Consider the following 19,457-nt stretch of genomic DNA (forward strand, 5'->3'; position numbering starts at 1 on the left):
AAGTAAAATCATGTCAATTATTATATTGTAATGATTCAATGATTTTCGATCGACAGCCTCAGCCGATCGAGCCGATATCGTAGACGGGCGGCAGTTGTTCGAAGGTCTGCCGCACCGTGGTCAGAGCTTTGATAAGGGTTGCATGATTGAGGCGGCCGCCGAGGCATATGCGGATGCCGCCGCCGTGGCCGGGTCCGGCAATGAATGGTTCTGATGGGGTTACCGCGACATTCTGGTTCGTCAGCGCGCGCACCAGGCCGTCCTCCGTCCAGCGCGTCGGGACCTTCAGCCAGGCGCAGAAGGAAAGGGGATGGGTCGAGGCGATATGCTGGCCTAGGATATCCACGGCAATTTTCTGCCGCGCCCGTGCCTCGGCGCGCTGCACATCCAGCAGCCGCAAGGCAGTGCCGTTTTCGACCCAGCGCGTCGCTATTTCGGCCGTGAGATAGGTTCCGCTCCAGCTCGATACCCGCAGGATGGACGCGGCGCGGATGGAGTAGGCTGGCGGCACGACAAGATAGCCGACGCGCAGCCCCGTCAGGACCGCTTTGGTGAAGCTGGTGACGAAAAAGCCGAGATCAGGCAGCATTTCAGTGATGGATGGCAAATCATCCTCGATGATCGGCCGATAGACTTCGTCTTCAATGACGAAGATGCCATAGCGTTCAGCGATCGCGGCGATCGCCTGCCGTCGCGCCGGGCCCGACACATGTCCGGTGGGATTGTTGAGGGTCGGAATGAGCACCAGCGCTCGCACACCACCGGCTGCGCACGCGGCCTCCAGCGCATCGGGCAATATGCCCTCGCCATCCGTGGGCAGGCCCTTGAGGCTGAAACCGAGAATGTTCGACAGGCCGATAATGCCGTGGTCCGTGAGGTTCTCGCAGAGAACCACGTCGTTCGATCGAATGATGCAGCTCAGGGCAAGGAAAATGCCGTGGGCTGCGCCGTTAGTGACGAGGATACGCTCCGCACCGGCGGTCACGCCCATCATGGTGAGCCAGGTTCGGGCGGTTTCGCGATGGCTGTCGAGGCCGGCCACCGGCCGGCAGGGGCGCATGAAACCCGAATTGTCGCCATCGGCCAATTCACGAAGGATGGCGCGTGAGGCGTTTTCATGCTCGTCGAGATAGACGCCGCGGATAATGGAGAGATCGAGGACCTCAGTCGGGCTGTGGTCGAGCATCATGCGGCCCGCCCGGTCCGTCACCCGTGTCTTCACGAAGGTGCCTCGGCCGATTTCGCCGCTGAGATAGCCGAGCCGCTCGGCCTCCTTGTAGGAGAGGCTGACGGTCTGGACAGACAGTCCGAGTTCACGCGCCAGATCGCGGTGCGTCGGCATGCGGTCCATCGGCTTCAGAACGCCGGCGTCGATATCGGCGATGATGCGTTCGGTCAGTGCCGAATGTTTAGTTTCGCCCTTCTGCTTGGCGAGAACTGGCCGCCATGCCACCGGTTTCGTTGCGGGAACCGGATCGAGGCTGAGCGGATTGGCTTGACGGCGCATGAAATTGTCTCGTTTTAGACGAAGATGATTTCATGACATTATGCACGGTTCGGTGAAAAGATGAAGCCTTATGCAGCGTAGATGACAATTGCATCCAAAACAGGCGCAATTGTCATCTCCCTGCTGTCCAGACGAGCAGTTCCCGGTCCGGTAAAAGCCTGGCTGGTGATCAGATTTTTTCGCCAGCCTGGACCAGATCATCCATGACGCTGCGGACGGCGGCTTCGGCGATGGCGATGATCTCGTCCACCTCCGCCTTCGTCGTCACGAGCGGCGGTGCAAAGCCCAGAATATCGCCATGCGGCATGGCCCGCGCAATAAGGCCGCCATTGCGTGCTGCCTTCGAAACGCGTGCACCAACCGCAAGCCCCGGTGCAAAACGTGTCTTCTTTTCCCGGTCCGCCACGAATTCGATGGCGCCCATCAGGCCCACGCCACGCACCTCGCCGACGATTGGAAGCTGTGCGAACCTTGCCTTCAACTGCTCCTGAAAATAGTTGCCGACGGCCCGTGCATTGCCCGGCAGGTCTTCCTTTTCCACGATATCAAGCACGGCGTTTGCCGCAGCCGCACCGATGGGATGTCCGGAATAGGTGTAGCCGTGCGAGAAGGCGCCGACGCGATCAGCGCCGTCCTCCATCACCTTGTAGACTTTCTCTCCTACGATCGCGCCGGAGAGCGGGAAATAGGCTGATGTCAGCCCTTTGGCGACGGTGATCAGATCCGGCTCGATGCCGTAATGTTGTGAGCCGAACATGGAGCCTGTACGCCCGAAGCCGGTAATCACCTCATCGGCGATCAACAGGACATCGTATTTTCTGAGAACATCCTGTATCGCCGGCCAGTAGCCTTCCGGCGGCGGCGTGATACCCCCCGTGCCAAGCACCGGTTCAGCAATAAAGGCACCGATTGTGTCGGGGCCTTCGCGCAGAATGAGCTCTTCCAGTTCGTCGGCGCGCCGTTTTGAGAATTCCAGTTCAGTTTCACCGGCTTCAGCGCCCCAATAATGGTGGGGGACGCCGGTATGCAGCACGCCAGCGCGCGGCAGGTCCATGTGGTCATGATAAAAGCTCATGCCGGTCATGGAACCGGAAACGACGCTGCAGCCGTGATATCCCCGCTCGCGGGAAATGATCTTCTTCTTCTCCGGTTTGCCGCGCAGATTGTTGTAATACCAGACGAGCTTGGCCTGGGTCTCGTTGGCGTCCGAGCCGGACATGCCGTAAAACACCTTGCTCATCTTGCCGGGAGCCATCTTCACCAGCCGGTCGGACAGGATCGCCAGTTCGTCCGTCGTGTGAGCGGCGTAGGAATGATAATAGGCGAGCCGATAGGCCTGACGGGAAATGGCTTCCGCCACCTCGGTGCGACCGTAACCGACATTGACGCAATAAAGACCGGCAAAGCCATCGATCAACTGCTTGCCGTGGGCGTCCTGAATGCGGATGCCCTTGCCGGTTTCAACGATGGTCGGTTCCCCGAGCTTGCCGCTGGCGAAGTCCTTCAGCTGCGTGAAGGGGTGCAGAACCGCATTTCGATCCATTTCCGCGATATTTTTGATGTCGATGGTCATAGGCGGGTTCCTTTCAGGCAGCCAGATTGCCGAAGCAGACATATTTGGGTTCAAGATATTCCATCAGGCCGTGGCGCGAGCCTTCGCGACCGAGGCCGGATTGTTTCCAGCCGCCGAAGGGAATTGGCGCACCGGTGAATTTCGGCGTATTGACGGCAACCATGCCGTATTCCAGCTGGTCGGTCAGGCGCATCGCCCGGCCCAGATCGTTGGTGTAGACATAGGCCGCAAGCCCCATCTCGGTAGCATTGGCGCGGCGGACGACCTCATTCTCGTCATCGAAGGGAAGGATGGCGGCCACAGGCCCGAAGGTTTCCTCACGTGCGATCAGCATGTCTTCAGTCACATCAGCCAGCACGGTTGGCGTTACGAAATTGCCGCCGAGCGGACTGTCCTGCCCGCCGCAGACGAGGCGCGCGCCGGCGGAAAGCGCCTGTGCGATCTGCTGACGGCACTTTTCGGCGACCAACGGCCGTGTCATCGGCCCAATGTCGATGCCCGGTTCAAGGCCGTGGCCAACGGTCAGTCTGGAAGTTGCGTCGGCAAACCGATCGATGAAGCGGTCATAGAGCGTTCGCTGAACATAGATGCGATTTGCCGCCAGGCAGTCCTGGCCAGATGTAGCGAATTTGGCGCTGATGCACCCCGCCACCGCTTGAGAAAGATCAGAATCCCCAAATACAATGAAGGGTGCATGACCACCCAGCTCCAGCGAAGCTTTCTTGACGGTTGCCGCCGACTGGGTAAGGAGCAGCCGCCCGACCTCCGTCGAGCCAGTGAAGGAGAACGCCCGCACATCGGTATGCTCCAGAAGACGACGCGCCAGAGGCGCGGCTTCACCGGGCAGTACCTGCAATACGCCGGCCGGCATGCCTGCCTCCTCCGCAAGTTTTGCCAGAGCCAGCGCCGAGAGCGGAGTTTCGGGTGCCGGCTTGACGATCATGGTGCAACCGGCGGCAAGGGCCGCTCCTGCCTTGCGGGCTATCATGGCTGACGGGAAGTTCCATGGCGTGATCGCTGCCGTTACGCCGATCGGCTGCATCCGTACGGAGAGATTGCCACCTTTCAGGTGGCTCGGTATTGTCTCGCCATAGGATCGCTCGCCTTCGCTTGCGAACCAGTCGAGAAAATTGGCCGCGTAGGAAATTTCCCCCTGCGATTCTTCCAGCGGCTTGCCCTGCTCGGCGCTGATGATAATGGCGAGATCGCGCGCATTGTCGCGCATCATTCTGCCCCAGCTCCGCAGGATGTCGCCGCGTTCTACCGGCAGCGTCTCGCGCCAGTGAAGGAAGGCTGCGCTGGCGGCCTCTATGGCGGAATCGACATCATCGAGAGAGCAGGCGGTCACATCCACGAGATGGCCGCCGCCTGCTGGGTCGATAACGCTCAGCCTCTCGCTGCGCTCCACCCATACCCCGCCCAAAAAGGCGCGATGCTCGATCAGATCGGGCCGGCGAAGGTTCTTCAACGCGGCGCTGGCAATACCTTTCATGAATATGCTCCATTTTCATTTGCGTGGAGCTTAGCGTCGCTGCATGATCGATCTCCGGCATTTATTTCCTGCTTGACGCAGAAATAATGCTAATTTTTACCCAAGTACGCAGGAATTCTGCATGACCAATATTGATCGAGCCGACAGGGCGCTGCTTGACGCCGTGCAAAAGAACAACCGTCTGACGTCGGAGGAGCTTGCGCGGATCGTCAATCTCTCGCCGACGGCCTGCCAGAGGCGGCTCAAGCGATTACGGGAGGAGGGAGTGATCGAGGCGGATGTGGCGATTATCTCGCCCAAAGCCGTGGGACGGGGCATCACCATGATTGTCCTCGTGTCGCTGGAACGGGAGCGCGCGGACATCGTCGATCGCTTCAAGGCGGCGATCCGTGCGACGCGCGAAGTCATGATCGGCTATTATGTCACCGGTGATGCCGATTTCATTCTGGTAATCACGGCAAAGGACATGGAGGACTACGAGGCCTTCACCCGCCGCTTCTTTTATGAAAACCACGACATTAAAGGGTTCAAGACAATGGTCGTCATGGACCGCGTGAAGGCCGGATTCGCCTTTCCTATCGAAGACTGACCGGCCAGAGGCCTGCTAACATGTCTGTGTCGGGACTTCCGCCTTTTGTACGGTCGTTCTAGTTCTGGACGGGCTGCAAGACCCCGCCCAAGCAGCGGGAAAGGAAGGAGGTCCGGATATCCGTGCGATGACAGATCCGGAGCCTCCGGGAACTGCGAGTTCATGTAAGCCTGCGCAGGCAGATCATGCGCTCGCAATTTGGAACATTGTCGCGCGCTATTGCGTGATTTCGGGCTCCACGAGCTTGGCAAGCTTGCGCAGTGACTCCTGCCAGCCGAGATAACACGCATCAGCCGGAATGATATCCGGCACGCCCTCCTGTTCGATATTCACTTCGGTGCCGGATGCCACTGCCTTCATGTTCACCGTGACTTTCATTTCGCCAGGCAGGTTGGGATCGTCGAAGCGGTCCGTGTAGACAAGGCGCTCTCCGGGCACGAGTTCAACATAGGTCCCGCCAAAGGAATGACTGTCGCCCGTCGTGAAATTTCGGAAAGACATCCGGTGATTGCCGCCGACCTTCGCATTCAGTTCATGAACGGTACAGGTGAACCCGAATGGCGGGAGCCAGCTTGAAATCGCATCCGGTTCGATGAAAGCGCGATAGAGCTTTTCGGGTTTCGTTGCGAAGACGCGATGTAGACGAATGACGCTTGGCATGGTTTCCTCCTGTTGATGCGTTGTCATTCAACGTGGTCGATCATTGTCGGGCTGAACAGCAGCCGGATATAGCGGTGAAGATGGTCGAGGCTTTCGACGGCTTGCTGCGGATTCCCGCTCGCTTTTGCCAGAATGAAGGCGCCCTGGATGACGGCTTGAATGTGCAGGGCAAGACTTTCCGCCGTAAATGTCTCTGTTATCCTGTATTGATCCAGGGCTGCTTCGATATCGCTGACAAGTGTTTCGGCGTGGCCTGAAATGCTATTCCAGCACGCTTGCCGGATCGCCTCGCTGGTCTCGTAAACCTCCTGCGCCATGGTGCCGACAAAGCAGGTAAAATCCGGCAATTCGCCCTGTATCAACTGCTTGCGGAAGGCGACATAGTTCAGCAGTCGCTCCAGTGGATCAGCGGCATCGTGATAGGACGCGGTTTCGAACACGGCACCGGTTACCTCCGACCAGTGCTGGGCAGCCGCGACCGCCATTTCCTCCTTGCTGGAGAAATGGTGAAAGAATGCACCTTTGGACAGCTCGGCCTTGGCGCAGACATCGTCAACTGTCGTCGCGGCGTAACCTTTCGTCCGGATCACGGTAAATGCCGCCTCCAGCAGGCCCGGCCTGGTCAATGGGTTCTGTTTCCTTGCCACATCAAATCTCCCTTGCTTGATTAAATACAGACTAGTCGGTATTTAATCAAGCGGAATTTTACTGGTGTGTTGTCCCGGTGACTTCGCGGTCCAATATTGTTGGGCAGGATGGCGCATAACAGAAGGCGCGTTTACGGATCCCGCGAGGGAGCGCGCCGCTCCCGCGCCGTCATTAATGCGCAGATCCGGGCAGTTCTACTCCAGCGCCACCATGTAGGCTGGTAACTGTTCTTCGAAAAATTTCGAGAAAGTTGCGATGCGGGGCGGCAGGGCCTGATAGGGCGGATAATAGAGTGTCAGCCAGAGTTCCGGCGGCGACCAGCCGGGCAGGACATGGACGAGGCGGCCACTGTGGATATGCTGTGCGATGTTGAAGCCCGGCAGCAAGGCGACCCCTGCGCCATCCGCAGCCATATCGGCCAGAACCTCGCCGCTATTGGCGCTGAAGGCACGACCTGCCGTTATCGTGATACTTGACCCGCCATCTGACAGAACCCAATTCTCCCGACGGCTCTCGCCGCTGTAGGCAAGGCAATCGTCAGGCGTCAGTTCAGCGGGGTGTTTCATCTGCGCGAACCGGCTGCCCGGAGCCGCCACCAATATGCGCGGCACAGCCCTGATCTTGCGCCATATGGTGAATTTGTCCGATGGGGCGGACGAGATACGGATCGCCAGATCGTAGTCATCATCCACGATATTGACCAGGCCGTCCGATAACGAAATCTCGAAGCACATTTTCGGATAGAGTTCCCGGAAGCCCGACAGGATCGGCGGCAGCACCGTTTTGCCGAGCCATGTCGGCGCGCTGATCCTCAGGCGTCCCTCGTCGGCCTTGTGGGCGTTGCGAACATCGCGCCGGGCGTTCTCCAAAGCCTCGACCGCCGGCTGAATCTGTGCGGCGAAGACGGCCCCGTCCGTCGTGAGCGATACCTGACGGGTGGTCCGGACGAATAATTGCACGCCGAGATCATCTTCAAGTGCTGCAATCGCACGGGTGACGGCCGCTGCCGTCATGCCGAGTTCACGGGCCACCTGCGCGAAGTTGCGCTTTTCGGCCGCCATCAGGAAGGTTTTGAGAGCTTTGTGATCGTTCATCTCTATTATTTCAAAAATCGCAATTCATTCGAGAAAAATATTGCAATTCCGCGATGCAATCAAGCGGGTTACATCTTTCTCCATCGAAACGGGCATACCAACAGCGAAAGGCGCCGACGATGATCAAGGATATCAAGGGCCTGCACCACGTTACCTCGATGGCGTCGGATGCGCGGCAGAACAACAGCTTCTTCACCGATACGCTCGGCCTGCGCCGGGTCAAGAAAACCGTCAACTTCGACGAGCCAAGCGTCTATCACCTTTATTACGGTGACGAAAAGGGAACCCCGGGCACGGTCATGACGTATTTTCCCTTCGCCAACATGATGGCCGGCCGTCCGGGCGTCGGCGAAGTAGGCGAGACGCAGTTTTCCGTTCCCAAGGGTTCGCTCGGCTTCTGGAAAGATCGTCTCATTACGAAAGGTGCCGCCGGCCTTCAGGCCGATACGGTCTTCGGTGCACAGCGCCTGCGTTTTACCGGTCCGGATGGCGATGGACTCGCGCTGATCGAAACGGATAACGATGCCCGCGCTCCATGGCTTGCCGAGGGCATCTCCGAAGACAACGCCATACGCGGCTTTACCGGCGCGCGCTTCAATCTGAATGATACGGCGGCGACCGAGGAACTGCTTCGCTTCATGGGATATGAGCGCGCCGATGCAGAAGGCGATGTAACCCGCTTCGTCATTCCCGGCGGCAACGGCGCCGATACGATTGATCTCGCCACACTGCCAAAGACGCCCTTTGCCCGTCCGGGAGCCGGTTCGGTTCATCACATCGCTTTCGCGGTTGAAAACCGTCAAAAGCAGCTGGACGTGCGCAAGGCGCTGATGGACACCGGCTATCAGGTCACCCCTGTCATCGACCGCGATTACTTTTGGGCGATCTATTTCCGCACGCCGGGCGGTATCCTGTTCGAAATCGCCACCAACGAACCCGGTTTCGATCGCGACGAGGATACCGCGCATCTGGGCGAAGCGCTCAAGCTGCCAAGCCGTTATGAGCCTTTCCGCAATCAGATCGAGGCGAACCTCGCTCCCCTTGCGGCATAAAGCGGGTCGTTGATCCGCATCCACTGAAGAAATCATATCCACGCTTTCAAGGCGGCTGCCCCTGCCGGGCAGCCGGCCGGCGAAGCCTTGTCAATTTCACCGCCGTCGATCGGCAATCATCACCTGAACGGAGAACCACGATGTCGAAGCTTGAAGTCCTTACTCCCGCCAACAGCCAGATCATCTTCATCGACCAGCAGCCGCAGATGGCTTTCGGTGTGCAGTCGATCGATCGCCAGACCCTGAAGAACAATGTCGTCGGCCTCGCCAAGGCGGCAAAGATCTTCAACATTCCGACGACCATCACCACGGTTGAAACGGAAAGCTTCTCCGGCAACACCTTCCCGGAACTGCTGGCAGTATTCCCGGAAAACGACATCCTCGAGCGTACCTCGATGAATTCCTGGGATGACCAGAATGTCCGCGATGCCCTGGCGAAGAATGCCGCCAACGGTCGCAAGAAGATCGTTGTTTCCGGCCTCTGGACGGAAGTGTGCAACACCACCTTCGCTCTTTCGGCGTTGCATGATGTCGCCGATTACGAAATCTACATGGTGGCGGATGCATCTGGCGGCACTTCTGTCGATGCGCATAAATATGCCATGGACCGCATGGTGCAGGCGGGCGTCATCCCCGTCACCTGGCAGCAGGTGCTGCTGGAATGGCAGCGCGACTGGGCGCGCAAGGAAACCTATGACGCCGTCACCTCGCTGGTGAAGGAACATTCAGGCGCTTACGGCATGGGCATCGATTATGCGGTCACGCATGTTCATGGCGGTGCTGAGCGCGTCAAGCACGGCAAGCGCATCGGCCCCAACCCCGCGAAATAAGCTTTCAACCCTGACGCGCCGGCGGGATCAATATCCCGGCCGGCGCGGCTTCATCCACCCAAAGGAGGTTTCCATGAAAGTCTATCTTCTGTCGCTTGGCGCCGGCCTGCTCGTCGGCATCGTTTACAGCCTGCTCAATGTTCGTTCGCCCGCGCCGCCCGTCATTGCATTGGTCGGTCTGCTGGGCATCCTGGTCGGAGAACAGATCATCCCTTTCGCAAGAACGATCATAGACAGGGAACCGGCCGCCGTTTCGTGGTTCAACCAGATCAAGCCGCACATGTTCGGTCATATGCCCAAGGGTGGTGTCGAAAAGGTAGATATTGCCAAGGGCACCGCACCCATCGAGAGGGAGAGAAGCTGATGCCAACACGACGCACTTTCCTCGGCGCGGCATCCAGTCTCGCCTTTCCGAATCTGTTTTCACCGGCTAAGGCCGCTGATCCCATCAAGAGCGGAGCTTCGTCCATGCATCCAGATACCATCCTTCACAATGGCCGCGTCACGACACTTGATCGTGGCAATCCGAATGCAACGGCAGTCGCCATCAAGGATGGTCTGTTTCTGGAGGTGGGAAGCGATACCGAGGTCATGGCCCTTGCCGGGCCGGAAACGAAGATCATCGACCTGAGGGGCAAGCGGGTTCTGCCGGGCCTGATCGACAACCACACCCACGTCGTGCGTGGGGGCCTGAACTTCAATATGGAACTGCGCTGGGACGGCGTGCGCTCGCTTGCCGATGCCATGGACATGCTCAAACGCCAAGTCGCGATAACGCCAGCCCCGCAATGGGTGCGCGTCGTCGGTGGTTTCACAGAGCACCAATTCGTCGAAAAGCGCCTGCCGACCATCGAGGAGATCAATGCGGTCGCGCCGGATACGCCGGTCTTCCTTCTGCATCTTTACGACAGGGCGCTGCTGAACGGCGCGGCGCTGCGTGCCGTCGGTTATACCAAGGACACGCCGAACCCGCCCGGCGGCGAGATCACCCGTGATGCCAACGGCAATCCCACCGGCCTGCTGCTCGCCAAGCCGAATGCCGGCATTCTCTATTCGACGCTTGCCAAGGGGCCGAAACTGCCGCTCGACTATCAGGTCAATTCCACCCGCCATTTCATGCGCGAACTGAACCGGCTGGGTGTGACCGGCGTGATCGATGCCGGCGGCGGCTTCCAGAATTATCCGGATGATTACGAGGTGATCCAGAAGCTGTCAGATGAGAACCAGATGACCGTTCGGCTGGCCTACAACCTCTTCACGCAGAAGCCGAAACAGGAAAAGGAAGACTTCCTCAACTGGACGCAATCGGTCAAATACAAGCAGGGCAACGATTATTTCCGGCACAATGGTGCGGGTGAAATGCTGGTCTTTTCCGCGGCCGATTTCGAGGATTTCCGTCAGCCGCGGCCCGATATGCCGCCGGAGATGGAAGGCGAACTTGAAGATGTTGTCCGGATTCTGGCGGAAAACCGCTGGCCCTGGCGTCTGCATGCCACCTATGACGAGACCATTTCGCGGGCGCTGGATGTCTTCGAAAAGGTCAATCGTGATATCCCGCTCGAAGGGCTTAACTGGTTCTTCGACCATGCTGAAACCATTTCTGACCGCTCCATCGACCGTATCGCCGCGCTTGGCGGTGGCATCGCCACCCAGCACCGCATGGCCTATCAGGGCGAATATTTCGTCGAGCGTTATGGCCAGGGCGTGGCCGAAGCCACACCACCGATCCGGCGCATGCTCGATAAGGGTGTGAACGTTTCGGCCGGAACGGATGCAACGCGCGTCGCCTCCTACAATCCGTGGGTGTCGCTCTTCTGGATGGTGACCGGCAAGACCGTTGGCGGCATGCAGCTTTACCCGCGCGCCAATTGCCTCGACCGCGAAACGGCGCTGCGCATGTGGACGGAAAAAGTCACCTGGTTCTCGAATGAAGAAGGCAAGAAGGGCCGCATCGAGAAAGGCCAGTTCGCCGATCTCGTGGTGCCGGACAAGGACTTCTTCTCCTGTGCGGAGGATGAAATCTCCTTCCTTACCTCGGAACTGACGATGGTGGGTGGCAAGGTCGTCTATGGCGCCGGTGACTTCAAGGCACTGGACGAGAGCAATATTCCGCCGGCCATGCCAGACTGGTCGCCAGTGCGCAAGTTCGGCGGCTACGCCGCCTGGGGTGAACCGGATGGCGCCGGCGCCCGCTCGCTGCGCCGCACGGCCATCTCCACCTGCGGCTGCGCCAGCGATTGCGGTGTGCATGGTCACGACCATGCCGGTGCCTGGACATCGAAGCTGCCGATTGCCGATCTCAAAGGCTTCTTCGGTGCCCTGGGCTGCTCCTGCTGGGCGGTATAAGCCTCATCGGCAAAGAAACTCACCCACGGGCGGCGCATGTGCCGCCCGTGGGATACGACCAATAGCCGATAAAAGAATATTACAAATTACGCAATTATATCGAAACTATTGATGCAATTGTTGGCGGTAATCCTTTGCGCCAATATCGCTCCATCAGATGAACGCCAGCGCCGCTCGAACCGAACGGCCAGTAGGAGCACATTATGACTGAGCCGTCTTCAACCCTTCGCCTTCGGGTCTTCCTTGCGGATATCGTTGCCGCACCCGCCACAAAAACCCTTGCGCTTCTGGCGCTTTGCTCGGCCTATATTCAGGGACCGCTGACGAAGATTTTCGACTTTCCCGGGGCGATTGCCGAGATGAACCATTTTGGCCTTCAGCCGGCGGCCGCATTCGCCGTGGTCGTCATCCTGTTCGAACTTACCGCCTCCGCTCTGGTCGTGTCGGGCTTCCTGCGCTGGGCCGGAGCTCTGGCACTGGCGGGCTTCACTCTTGTCGCCACCTTCATTGCTCTCCGCTTCTGGGAAATGGCGCCGGGCATGGACCGCATGATGGCCACCAATGCCTTCTTTGAACATCTAGGTCTCGCTGGCGCATTTGTCGTCGTCGCTGCAATCGATCTCACGAAAGGAACGGGCAAATGAGCGCCGCAAAATCCTCCGCAAGCAGTTTTGCTCCGCTTGCACAACCGGTCTTCGCCGTGCTCTGGGCCGCGACGGTGCTGGGCAATACCGGCAGCTTCATGCGTGATGTCGCGAGTTCCTGGTTGATGACCGATCTTTCGGCCTCTCCGGCGGCTGTCGCCATGGTGCAGGCCGCTGGAACCCTGCCGATCTTTCTTCTGGCGATCCCGGCCGGCGTGCTGACCGATATTCTCGACCGCCGCAAGTTCCTGATCGCAGTTCAGCTGTTGCTGGCCTCTGTCAGCGTCACCCTCATGGTTCTTGCGCACACCGGCCTTTTGTCCGTCAGCGCCCTGATCGGTCTCACCTTCCTCGGCGGTATCGGTGCGGCGCTGATGGGACCGACCTGGCAGGCCATCGTGCCGGAGCTGGTGAAGCGCGAGGATATCAAGAGCGCCGTGGCTCTGAACTCGCTCGGCATCAATATCGCCCGTTCCATAGGTCCGGCTGCTGGCGGCATCCTGCTTGCGGCCTTCGGCGCGGCCTTTACCTATGGCGCCGATGTCGCCAGTTACTTCGTCGTCATCGCCGCCCTTTTGTGGTGGCCACGGGTAAAGAACGCTGACGATGCGCTGGCCGAAGGTTTCCTCGGCGCTTTCCGGGCGGGCCTTCGTTACACCCGTGCCAGCAAGCCGCTTCATGTCGTGCTGCTACGGGCCGCGATCTTCTTCGCTTTCGCCAGCGCCGTCTGGGCGCTGCTGCCCCTGGTTGCCCGGCAATTGCTCGGCGGAGACGCCAGCTTCTACGGTATCCTGCTCGGTGCTGTCGGCGCTGGCGCCATCGGCGGCGCGCTGGTCATGCCGAAGCTGCGCGAACGTTTCGATGCAGATGCCCTGCTTCTCGGTGCTGCCGTCATTACCGCACTCGTCATGGCCGCGCTTTCACTCGCACCGCCGAAGTGGCTTGCCATCATCGTCCTGCTGTTCCTCGGCGGCGCATGGATCACCGCTCTAACGACGCTGAACGGGGCCGCCCAGGCAGTTCTGCCAAACTGGGTGCGTGGCCGTGGCCTTGCTGTCTATCTCACCGTCTTCAACGGCGCGATGACAGCCGGCAGCCTTGGCTGGGGTGCTGTTGGTGAAGCCACAGGTGTGCCGGGTGCATTGCTGATCGGTGCTGCGGGACTGCTGGTTGCGGGCCTTGTCATGCACCGCCTGAAACTGCCTGCGGGTGATGCGGATATGGTGCCATCAAACCATTGGCCGGAACCGCTCGTTGCCGAGCCGGTGGCCCATGATCGCGGCCCGGTTCTGATCCTGATCGAATATAATGTCGAAAAGCATCACCGCTCCGCTTTCCTGCATGCACTCGACGAGCTTTCCCAGGAACGTCGCCGCGATGGCGCCTATGGCTGGGGTGTCACGGAAGACTCCGCCGATCCGCAGAAGCTCGTCGAATGGTTCATGGTGGAATCCTGGGCGGAACATCTTCGCCAGCACAAGCGGGTCTCCAATGCCGATGCAGATTTGCAGGGCAAGGTGCTGGCTTATCATTCCGGGCTGGAAAAGCCTGTCGTGCGCCACTTCCTGACGATCAACCGTCCGGGCAAGGCATAAACAAAAGGGGCCGAAAGGCCCCTTTTGTTCCTACCGTTGCACCGGCTGCTATCGCGCAATCCGCTCGAGCACGCGGCTCAATGCATCTTTCAAGGCCTTTGAACCGCCTTTGCCATCGAAGTCTTTTAGCACCTGTTCGTTGAGGCCGCCTTTGGTGGCGAATTCGCGGCTGATCTCGTTAAAATCCGCCTTGCTTCCGGCCAACACCGCCACCTCGGAGAGGCCGCCAAAGAGGGGTGCAAGATAGGCGCGCGCCTTTTCTTCCGGCAGTCCGTTTTCGGCCAACCATTCCGTTGCCGTCTGCATGATGCCAAAATAAGTAGCCATCAGAGCGCTTCCGGCGGCCAGAAGGTCGTATTCGGCCTTGGTCTCGCATTCCACCGCATTACCGAGCACGTTGAAGATTGCTGTCGTGTCCCTATCGGCGGGATAAATGGCGGTGACGCCTTTGCGGCGTGCGACGAAGGGCAACGGGATCGCCTGGGTGAGATGTACATCCGCATCGATCCAGTCGAGAAGGGCTTCCCGGCTGGTCGCAGCCACGACGCTGATGACTTTCTGTTCGTCCCTGAACCGTAGCGGCCGGATGACCTCCTCGGCGATCTGGGGACGGATTGCCAGCATGACGGTATCGCAGCCATCGACGATCGCCTGATTGTCGCTTGAGACGATCACCTGCGAAAAATCGGCAGCCAGTTCAGCCGAAACATCCGCGCTGCGCTGGGACACCATGACATGTGGTACGGCGGCGGGTCTGGCAAGCAGGCCGCGTACCATCGCGTCGGTGATGGCGCCTGTTCCGATAAAACCGATTTTTTGGGGCAGGGACATGAATACTCCACTGTGGCGGCTGGATCGAGAGATGGTCGGTCCTTCCAGTTTGGCGCGATGCTAGATTTTCCACCGGTAAATGTCGACAGGCGGTCGGGCCATCTGTGACGCCACGGCACTTAGGTCGGCCGATGCTCGCGAAAAGCGGCAGCGAGCGTTCGCAACGCCTCACGCGATCTGCTGTCCGTCAGGGTCGAGAACATGATGATTTCGGTGGAAGGCAGGGAAGGCAGCCCAAAACGCTGGCTCACCTCCACGGTGCCGGGTGGGGCAAGACGGGAGGAGAAGGCGGAAATCGCAAGTCCCGCCGAAACGGCCGCGGTTACCATGGACGATGTGCCGCCGAGGAAAACCTCCGTCCAGGCTATGCCAGCCCCGTCCAGGGCGCGGGTGGCTATATCACGCACGCCACAGGCGGGAGACAGTGCCGCAAGCCGCAACGGTTCACCCTGACGATGTTCGAATTGCGGGGTTGCATACCAGCCGAAATGCTCCGGTCCGAGAACCTCGCCGTCGCGCCGGTCGTCCTCGCGTCTGATGATGGCCGCATCGATTTCCCCACGGTCGAACGCGTCGAGCAGGGAGCGCGAATGGTCCATCCGCACTTCAATCGTCAGGCCCGGATCATGGTCGTTGAGGCGGGCCAGAAGGGTTGGCACCTCCGGTCCTGCCACGTGGGCGGCAATGCCGAGGCCAAAACGACGGCGCGGTGAGGAAAGGCCTGCCAATGCGCGATCGTGTGCGGCGAGAAACTCGCGGGCGGGCGCCAAAAACACTGCACCCTGCGCGGATAGCCGCACCGAACGCGGTGTGCGTTCGAGCAGCCGCTGGCCCAGCCTGTCTTCCAATCGCTTGAGCTTGACGCTGATCGCGCCCTGGGTGGTGCCGAGCGCTTCGGCCGCGCGGGTGAAGCTCTGCATATCGGCGATGGTAACGAAGGCTTCGACGGCCTCCACATCCAGCGTGCTCATGTCGACTATTCCAATTTGTTGTCTCTGAAATAGCCAATCATCCAATTCAGTTATGGTCAAGCTTTGTCTAGCCTGTCGCCTCGTAGATCGGTTTCACAGTTGCGAGCCGAGCCAAGAAAGGCTGAAGAATGACCCTTGTTATTACCGAACAAACGGGCAGCAGAAGCGCCATGGCGCTCGCTGCCGTTTGTCTCTCCGCTCTTATGTTCGGACTGGAAATCTCCAGCGTTCCTGCGATCCTGCCGACACTGGAACAGGTACTGCACGCGGATTTCCGGCAACTCCAGTGGATCATGAATGCCTATACCATCGGCGTGACCATGGTGCTGATGGCAACCGGTGCGCTGGCCGACCGCTTCGGCCGCAAACGTGTCTTTATTGCCAGTATTGCTGCCTTTGCCCTGTCTTCTCTTGCCTGCGGAATGACGCAGAATGTTCCGGTGCTGATCGGCGCGCGCTTCTTTCAGGGCTTGAGCGGAGGAGCGATGCTGGTGTGCCAGATCGCCATTCTGTCGCACCAGTTCCGTACGGCGCGGGAGCGCGGCATGGCCTTCGGCTGGTGGGGAATCATCTCTGGCGTTGGGCTCGGTTTCGGCCCGATCATCGGTGGTGCCATTGTTGCGCTGTGGAGCTGGGAATGGGTTTTCCTCGTTCACGTAGCGCTCGCCATCGTGACGTGGCTGCTTGCTTCGGGCGGTGTGAGAGAATCGCGTGACCCGGAGGCGGCACGTCTGGATATCGCCGGCATGGCCACGCTTTCGCTGTCCGTTTTTTGCCTTGCCTTTTTCATCACACAGGGACCCGAGCTTGGTTTTGCGAGCCCGGCGGCGCTTCTGATCCTTGGCGCCTCGGCTGCGAGCTTCATCGCCTTCCTGATTGCCGAAAAGCTTAGTTCAAGACCGATGTTCGACTTCTCAGTGTTCCGCATCCGGCCTTTTTCCGGGGCGATCATCGGTTCGGCCGCGATGAATATCAGCTTCTGGCCGTTCATGATCTATCTGCCGATCTGGTTTCAGGCTGGCCTCGGTTATGACAGCGTCACCGCCGGGCTCGGCCTGCTTGCCTATACGCTGCCAGCCTTGGTGGTCCCGCCTCTGGCGGAACGCCTGTCGCTGCGCTACCAACCCCGCCTCGTCATTCCGGCAGGACTGTTCACCATCGGCCTCGGCTTCATGCTGATGAAGCTGGGAAGCGGTATCGAAGAGGCGAACTGGCTTACAATGCTGCCCGGCTGCATCCTCGCCGGAATGGGGCTCGGACTTACCAATACCCCCGTTACCAACACGACCACGGGCGCGGTTTCGCCCGCCCGTTCGGGCATGGCTTCGGGCATCGACATGAGCGCACGCATGATCTCGCTTGCCATCAACATTCCGATCATGGGCTTTATTCTGGTCGAGGGCGTGGGGGCTTCGCTTCGGGCGAACCTGCCGATCGGGGCGGATGTGTCTCATGTGCAGTCGCTGGCGGAAAAGATCGCCGCGGGAACTGCTGGCGCCTCGGCGCAGGGCGTTTCGGAAGAGCTTGTCCACCGGGCGCTTGCGGATGGGTTCGGCCTGGTCATGCTTTATGCCGGCATCAGTGTATGGCTACTCGCCGCCATCAGCTTCATGATCTTCGGGCCGGCGCGAAAGCCTGCCCATGACTAGGCTGGAGTTCAGGATGCCTCCCGGAAAATGACGGTCACGATCGTTCCGCCGTCCGGGCGCGCCTTTATCTGCAGATCGCTGTCATGCGCCTGTGCGATTGCGCGGGCAATGGACAGGCCGAGACCTGTCCCGCCGGTCTTACGCGCGCGTGACGGTTCCATCCGCCAGAAGAGTTCGATGCCGTGCGCCTCGACGCCGGCGGGGAAGCCCGGCCCTTTATCCTCGATCGAGACGAAGGCGCGCCCGTCCTGAAGCCCGGTCGAACAACGCATAAATCCGCCGCTCGCCGCGTAGCGGCGCACATTGTCCATCAGGATCAGCAGCAGCTGCCGAAGGCGTTGACGGTCGCCGCAAACTGATGCTGCCTCCAGCGACATCTCGAGATCAATGCCTGCTTCGTTCATGAGCGGCCGTGCCGCCTCCGCCACGGCCGCGCATTCGGCGGCAAGATCAAGTGGCTCGGTGTCTTTGACGAGGCTGTTGGTTTCGGCCAGAGAAAGCGTGCGCAAATCATCCACGAGACGTGCCAGCCCCTCCACATGGACGATGAGGTGGCGAATGGCTTCCTTGTCGAGGGGAAAGAGATCATCGGCAATGCCGTGCAAACGGCCCTGCAGGATCGTGAGCGGGGTGCGCAGTTCATGGGCTACCGCCATCGTGTTGAACTTCAACCGGTGCTCCATCATCTGAAGTTCCCGGATCAAGCTCTCGAAACTGTCGACGAGAAATGCGACCTCTGCGATGTGGCTCCCCCTGATCTCTGCTCCTCCGCTGAAGTTGCCGGTCGCCATGCGCCGCGCTGCATCGGCAAGTTCGCCTAGAGGTGCCGCAATGCGCCGAGAGATGAAGTAACCAAGCAAGCTGCAGAGAAAGACACCGAGCAATCCGAAAATGAACACGGATTTGATAAGCTCGTTATCGGCCTCGTCCTCGAGGCCCGGCAAAACCCTGACAAGGGCCTCAAGCTGACGCTGGTCCGGCATCACACCCCGGTCTATATCCGAGAAGGCCTTGGAGGCATCCGGCGATAGCTGGGCGATCATGCGCTCCTGAATATTGTCCGCATACCAGGAAACGCCGAAATAGACCAACGCAACCGCAAAGATGAGCATTGTAGTGATCGTGATCGCCGTCATCGTCCGCAGGCGGAGCCGCCAAGGCTTCATGGTTTTTGCTCCCCTGCCAGCCGATAACCGATGCTGCGCACCGAGACGAGATAACCGCAGGCGCCATGGTCCGTCAGTTTTTTGCGCAGATTGGCAATGTGTGTGTCGATGGTGCGCGCCAGCGCATCGCTTTCCGGCAGGCAGGCGTCAAGAATATCGGCACGCTGAAAGGCGTGGGTGGGACGACGCGCCATATGGGCGAGGATCCTGAACTCGCTCAGCGTGAGCGGCAGAACGGCCCGCTGACCGTCGTTGCAGACGGCTGCGACATAGGCTTCGGTGTCTACCTCAATGGGCCCGAAGCGTAAAACCCCGCCAGAGCCCGGTTGCCGCGTGCGTTTCAGCACGGCATTCACCCGCGCGATCAATTCATGCGGATTGAAAGGTTTGACGATGTAGTCGTCAGCGCCGAGGCGAAGGCCCGTCAGCTTGTCCATGTCCTCGGCGAGAGATGTGACCATGATGACAGGCGTCTCCCGTTCCCGCCGGATGCGGTTCAAAACCTCGATGCCGTCGAATTTCGGCAGGCGAATGTCGAGGAGAACCAGATCAGGTCTCAACATGGAGAAATGGGTCAGCGCCGTTTCTCCGTCGCTGGCTCTGACGGTTCTGTATCCTTCGCGAACGAGATAGGCGTCCAGGATCTGAATAATATCGGGGTCGTCTTCGACGATTAGAATTAGTCCTTTGTCCATACTCAATCCGCAAATGTACTGGTGTCGGCCGTGGCAGCGCCGGGACGCTAAGCGGATGCGGAACATCGGGCAAGAGCCGCTGTGCCCGAATGGATGCCACCGGCACTCCTTTCCA

At 59.7% G+C, this 19,457-nt stretch carries 18 protein-coding genes; 8 read left to right on the forward strand and 10 right to left on the reverse strand.

Going from position 1 to position 19,457, the window contains the following annotated elements; genetic code table 11:
- Nucleotides 1-58: 58 nt before the first annotated feature.
- The 3 genes from ehuR to BLU28_RS13900 form a co-directional block, all read right to left on the reverse strand.
- Nucleotides 59-1,507 (reverse strand): MocR-like ectoine utilization transcription factor EhuR, encoded by a 1,449-nt coding sequence (gene ehuR / locus BLU28_RS13890; protein ID WP_022563370.1) that lies wholly within the window; start codon nucleotides 1,505-1,507, stop codon nucleotides 59-61.
- Between the two features lie 169 nt (nucleotides 1,508-1,676).
- Nucleotides 1,677-3,080 (reverse strand): aspartate aminotransferase family protein, encoded by a 1,404-nt coding sequence (locus BLU28_RS13895; RefSeq protein WP_022563371.1) that lies wholly within the window; start codon nucleotides 3,078-3,080, stop codon nucleotides 1,677-1,679.
- Between the two features lie 13 nt (nucleotides 3,081-3,093).
- Nucleotides 3,094-4,572, reverse strand: a complete 1,479-nt coding sequence (locus tag BLU28_RS13900) for an NAD-dependent succinate-semialdehyde dehydrogenase (RefSeq protein WP_022563372.1) — start codon at nucleotides 4,570-4,572, stop codon at nucleotides 3,094-3,096.
- A 121-nt stretch (nucleotides 4,573-4,693) separates the two neighbouring features.
- Here BLU28_RS13900 and BLU28_RS13905 point away from each other — a divergent pair, with 121 nt between their 5' ends.
- Nucleotides 4,694-5,161 (forward strand): Lrp/AsnC family transcriptional regulator, encoded by a 468-nt coding sequence (locus BLU28_RS13905; RefSeq protein ID WP_006699972.1) that lies wholly within the window; start codon nucleotides 4,694-4,696, stop codon nucleotides 5,159-5,161.
- 216 nt (nucleotides 5,162-5,377) lie between these two features.
- Here BLU28_RS13905 and BLU28_RS13910 read toward each other — a convergent pair whose 3' ends face one another.
- From BLU28_RS13910 to BLU28_RS13920, 3 genes are all read right to left on the reverse strand, one after another.
- A complete protein-coding gene (locus tag BLU28_RS13910) occupies nucleotides 5,378-5,821 on the reverse strand; it encodes an SRPBCC family protein (protein WP_022563373.1) in 444 nt (147 codons plus the stop codon).
- 23 nt (nucleotides 5,822-5,844) lie between these two features.
- Nucleotides 5,845-6,468: a TetR/AcrR family transcriptional regulator gene (locus tag BLU28_RS13915; RefSeq protein WP_022563374.1), complete on the reverse strand. Its 624-nt coding sequence runs from the start codon at nucleotides 6,466-6,468 to the stop codon at nucleotides 5,845-5,847.
- Nucleotides 6,469-6,663: 195 nt separating this feature from the next.
- On the reverse strand, nucleotides 6,664-7,563 hold the full coding sequence (locus BLU28_RS13920; protein ID WP_004437488.1) for a LysR family transcriptional regulator: 900 nt from the start codon (nucleotides 7,561-7,563) through the stop codon (nucleotides 6,664-6,666).
- A gap of 119 nt (nucleotides 7,564-7,682) precedes the next feature.
- Here BLU28_RS13920 and BLU28_RS13925 point away from each other — a divergent pair, with 119 nt between their 5' ends.
- From BLU28_RS13925 to BLU28_RS13950, 6 genes are all read left to right on the forward strand, one after another.
- A complete protein-coding gene (locus BLU28_RS13925) occupies nucleotides 7,683-8,615 on the forward strand; it encodes a ring-cleaving dioxygenase (RefSeq protein WP_006699975.1) in 933 nt (310 codons plus the stop codon).
- Nucleotides 8,616-8,755: 140 nt separating this feature from the next.
- Nucleotides 8,756-9,445: a hydrolase gene (locus BLU28_RS13930; RefSeq protein WP_004437494.1), complete on the forward strand. Its 690-nt coding sequence runs from the start codon at nucleotides 8,756-8,758 to the stop codon at nucleotides 9,443-9,445.
- A 73-nt stretch (nucleotides 9,446-9,518) separates the two neighbouring features.
- Entirely contained in the window at nucleotides 9,519-9,809 is a 291-nt protein-coding gene (locus tag BLU28_RS13935; protein ID WP_034500179.1) for a XapX domain-containing protein, read from the forward strand.
- The gene (locus tag BLU28_RS13940) at nucleotides 9,809-11,791 is read left to right on the forward strand and encodes an amidohydrolase (RefSeq protein WP_004437500.1); all 1,983 of its coding nucleotides are present in this window, start codon (nucleotides 9,809-9,811) and stop codon (nucleotides 11,789-11,791) included. The genes BLU28_RS13935 and BLU28_RS13940 overlap by 1 nt, the downstream gene beginning before the upstream one ends.
- A 203-nt stretch (nucleotides 11,792-11,994) precedes the next feature.
- Nucleotides 11,995-12,435 (forward strand): DoxX family protein, encoded by a 441-nt coding sequence (locus tag BLU28_RS13945; RefSeq protein ID WP_004437503.1) that lies wholly within the window; start codon nucleotides 11,995-11,997, stop codon nucleotides 12,433-12,435.
- Complete coding sequence (locus BLU28_RS13950; RefSeq protein WP_022563377.1) at nucleotides 12,432-14,030, forward strand: MFS transporter; 1,599 nt, start codon at nucleotides 12,432-12,434, stop codon at nucleotides 14,028-14,030. The genes BLU28_RS13945 and BLU28_RS13950 overlap by 4 nt, the downstream gene beginning before the upstream one ends.
- Before the next feature lie 48 nt (nucleotides 14,031-14,078).
- Here the strand turns inward: BLU28_RS13950 and BLU28_RS13955 are convergent, their stop codons facing one another.
- Nucleotides 14,079-14,861 carry a pyrroline-5-carboxylate reductase gene (locus BLU28_RS13955; RefSeq protein WP_022563378.1) on the reverse strand — a complete coding sequence of 261 codons (783 nt, stop codon included), beginning with the start codon at nucleotides 14,859-14,861 and terminating at the stop codon, nucleotides 14,079-14,081.
- A 119-nt stretch (nucleotides 14,862-14,980) separates the two neighbouring features.
- Nucleotides 14,981-15,832 carry a LysR family transcriptional regulator gene (locus tag BLU28_RS13960; protein WP_004437510.1) on the reverse strand — a complete coding sequence of 284 codons (852 nt, stop codon included), beginning with the start codon at nucleotides 15,830-15,832 and terminating at the stop codon, nucleotides 14,981-14,983.
- Between the two features lie 170 nt (nucleotides 15,833-16,002).
- On the opposite strand from BLU28_RS13960, the gene BLU28_RS13965 reads away from it, so the two are divergent.
- On the forward strand, nucleotides 16,003-17,481 hold the full coding sequence (locus BLU28_RS13965) for an MFS transporter (RefSeq protein ID WP_374709507.1): 1,479 nt from the start codon (nucleotides 16,003-16,005) through the stop codon (nucleotides 17,479-17,481).
- A gap of 8 nt (nucleotides 17,482-17,489) precedes the next feature.
- Here BLU28_RS13965 and BLU28_RS13970 read toward each other — a convergent pair whose 3' ends face one another.
- Nucleotides 17,490-18,647 (reverse strand): ATP-binding protein, encoded by a 1,158-nt coding sequence (locus BLU28_RS13970; protein ID WP_022563380.1) that lies wholly within the window; start codon nucleotides 18,645-18,647, stop codon nucleotides 17,490-17,492.
- On the reverse strand, nucleotides 18,644-19,342 hold the full coding sequence (locus BLU28_RS13975; RefSeq protein WP_004437520.1) for a response regulator: 699 nt from the start codon (nucleotides 19,340-19,342) through the stop codon (nucleotides 18,644-18,646). The genes BLU28_RS13970 and BLU28_RS13975 overlap by 4 nt, the downstream gene beginning before the upstream one ends.
- Nucleotides 19,343-19,457 lie beyond the last annotated feature (115 nt).

It is taken from the genome of Agrobacterium pusense (genome assembly GCF_900102105.1).
GTDB classification, from domain to species: domain Bacteria; phylum Pseudomonadota; class Alphaproteobacteria; order Rhizobiales; family Rhizobiaceae; genus Agrobacterium; species Agrobacterium pusense.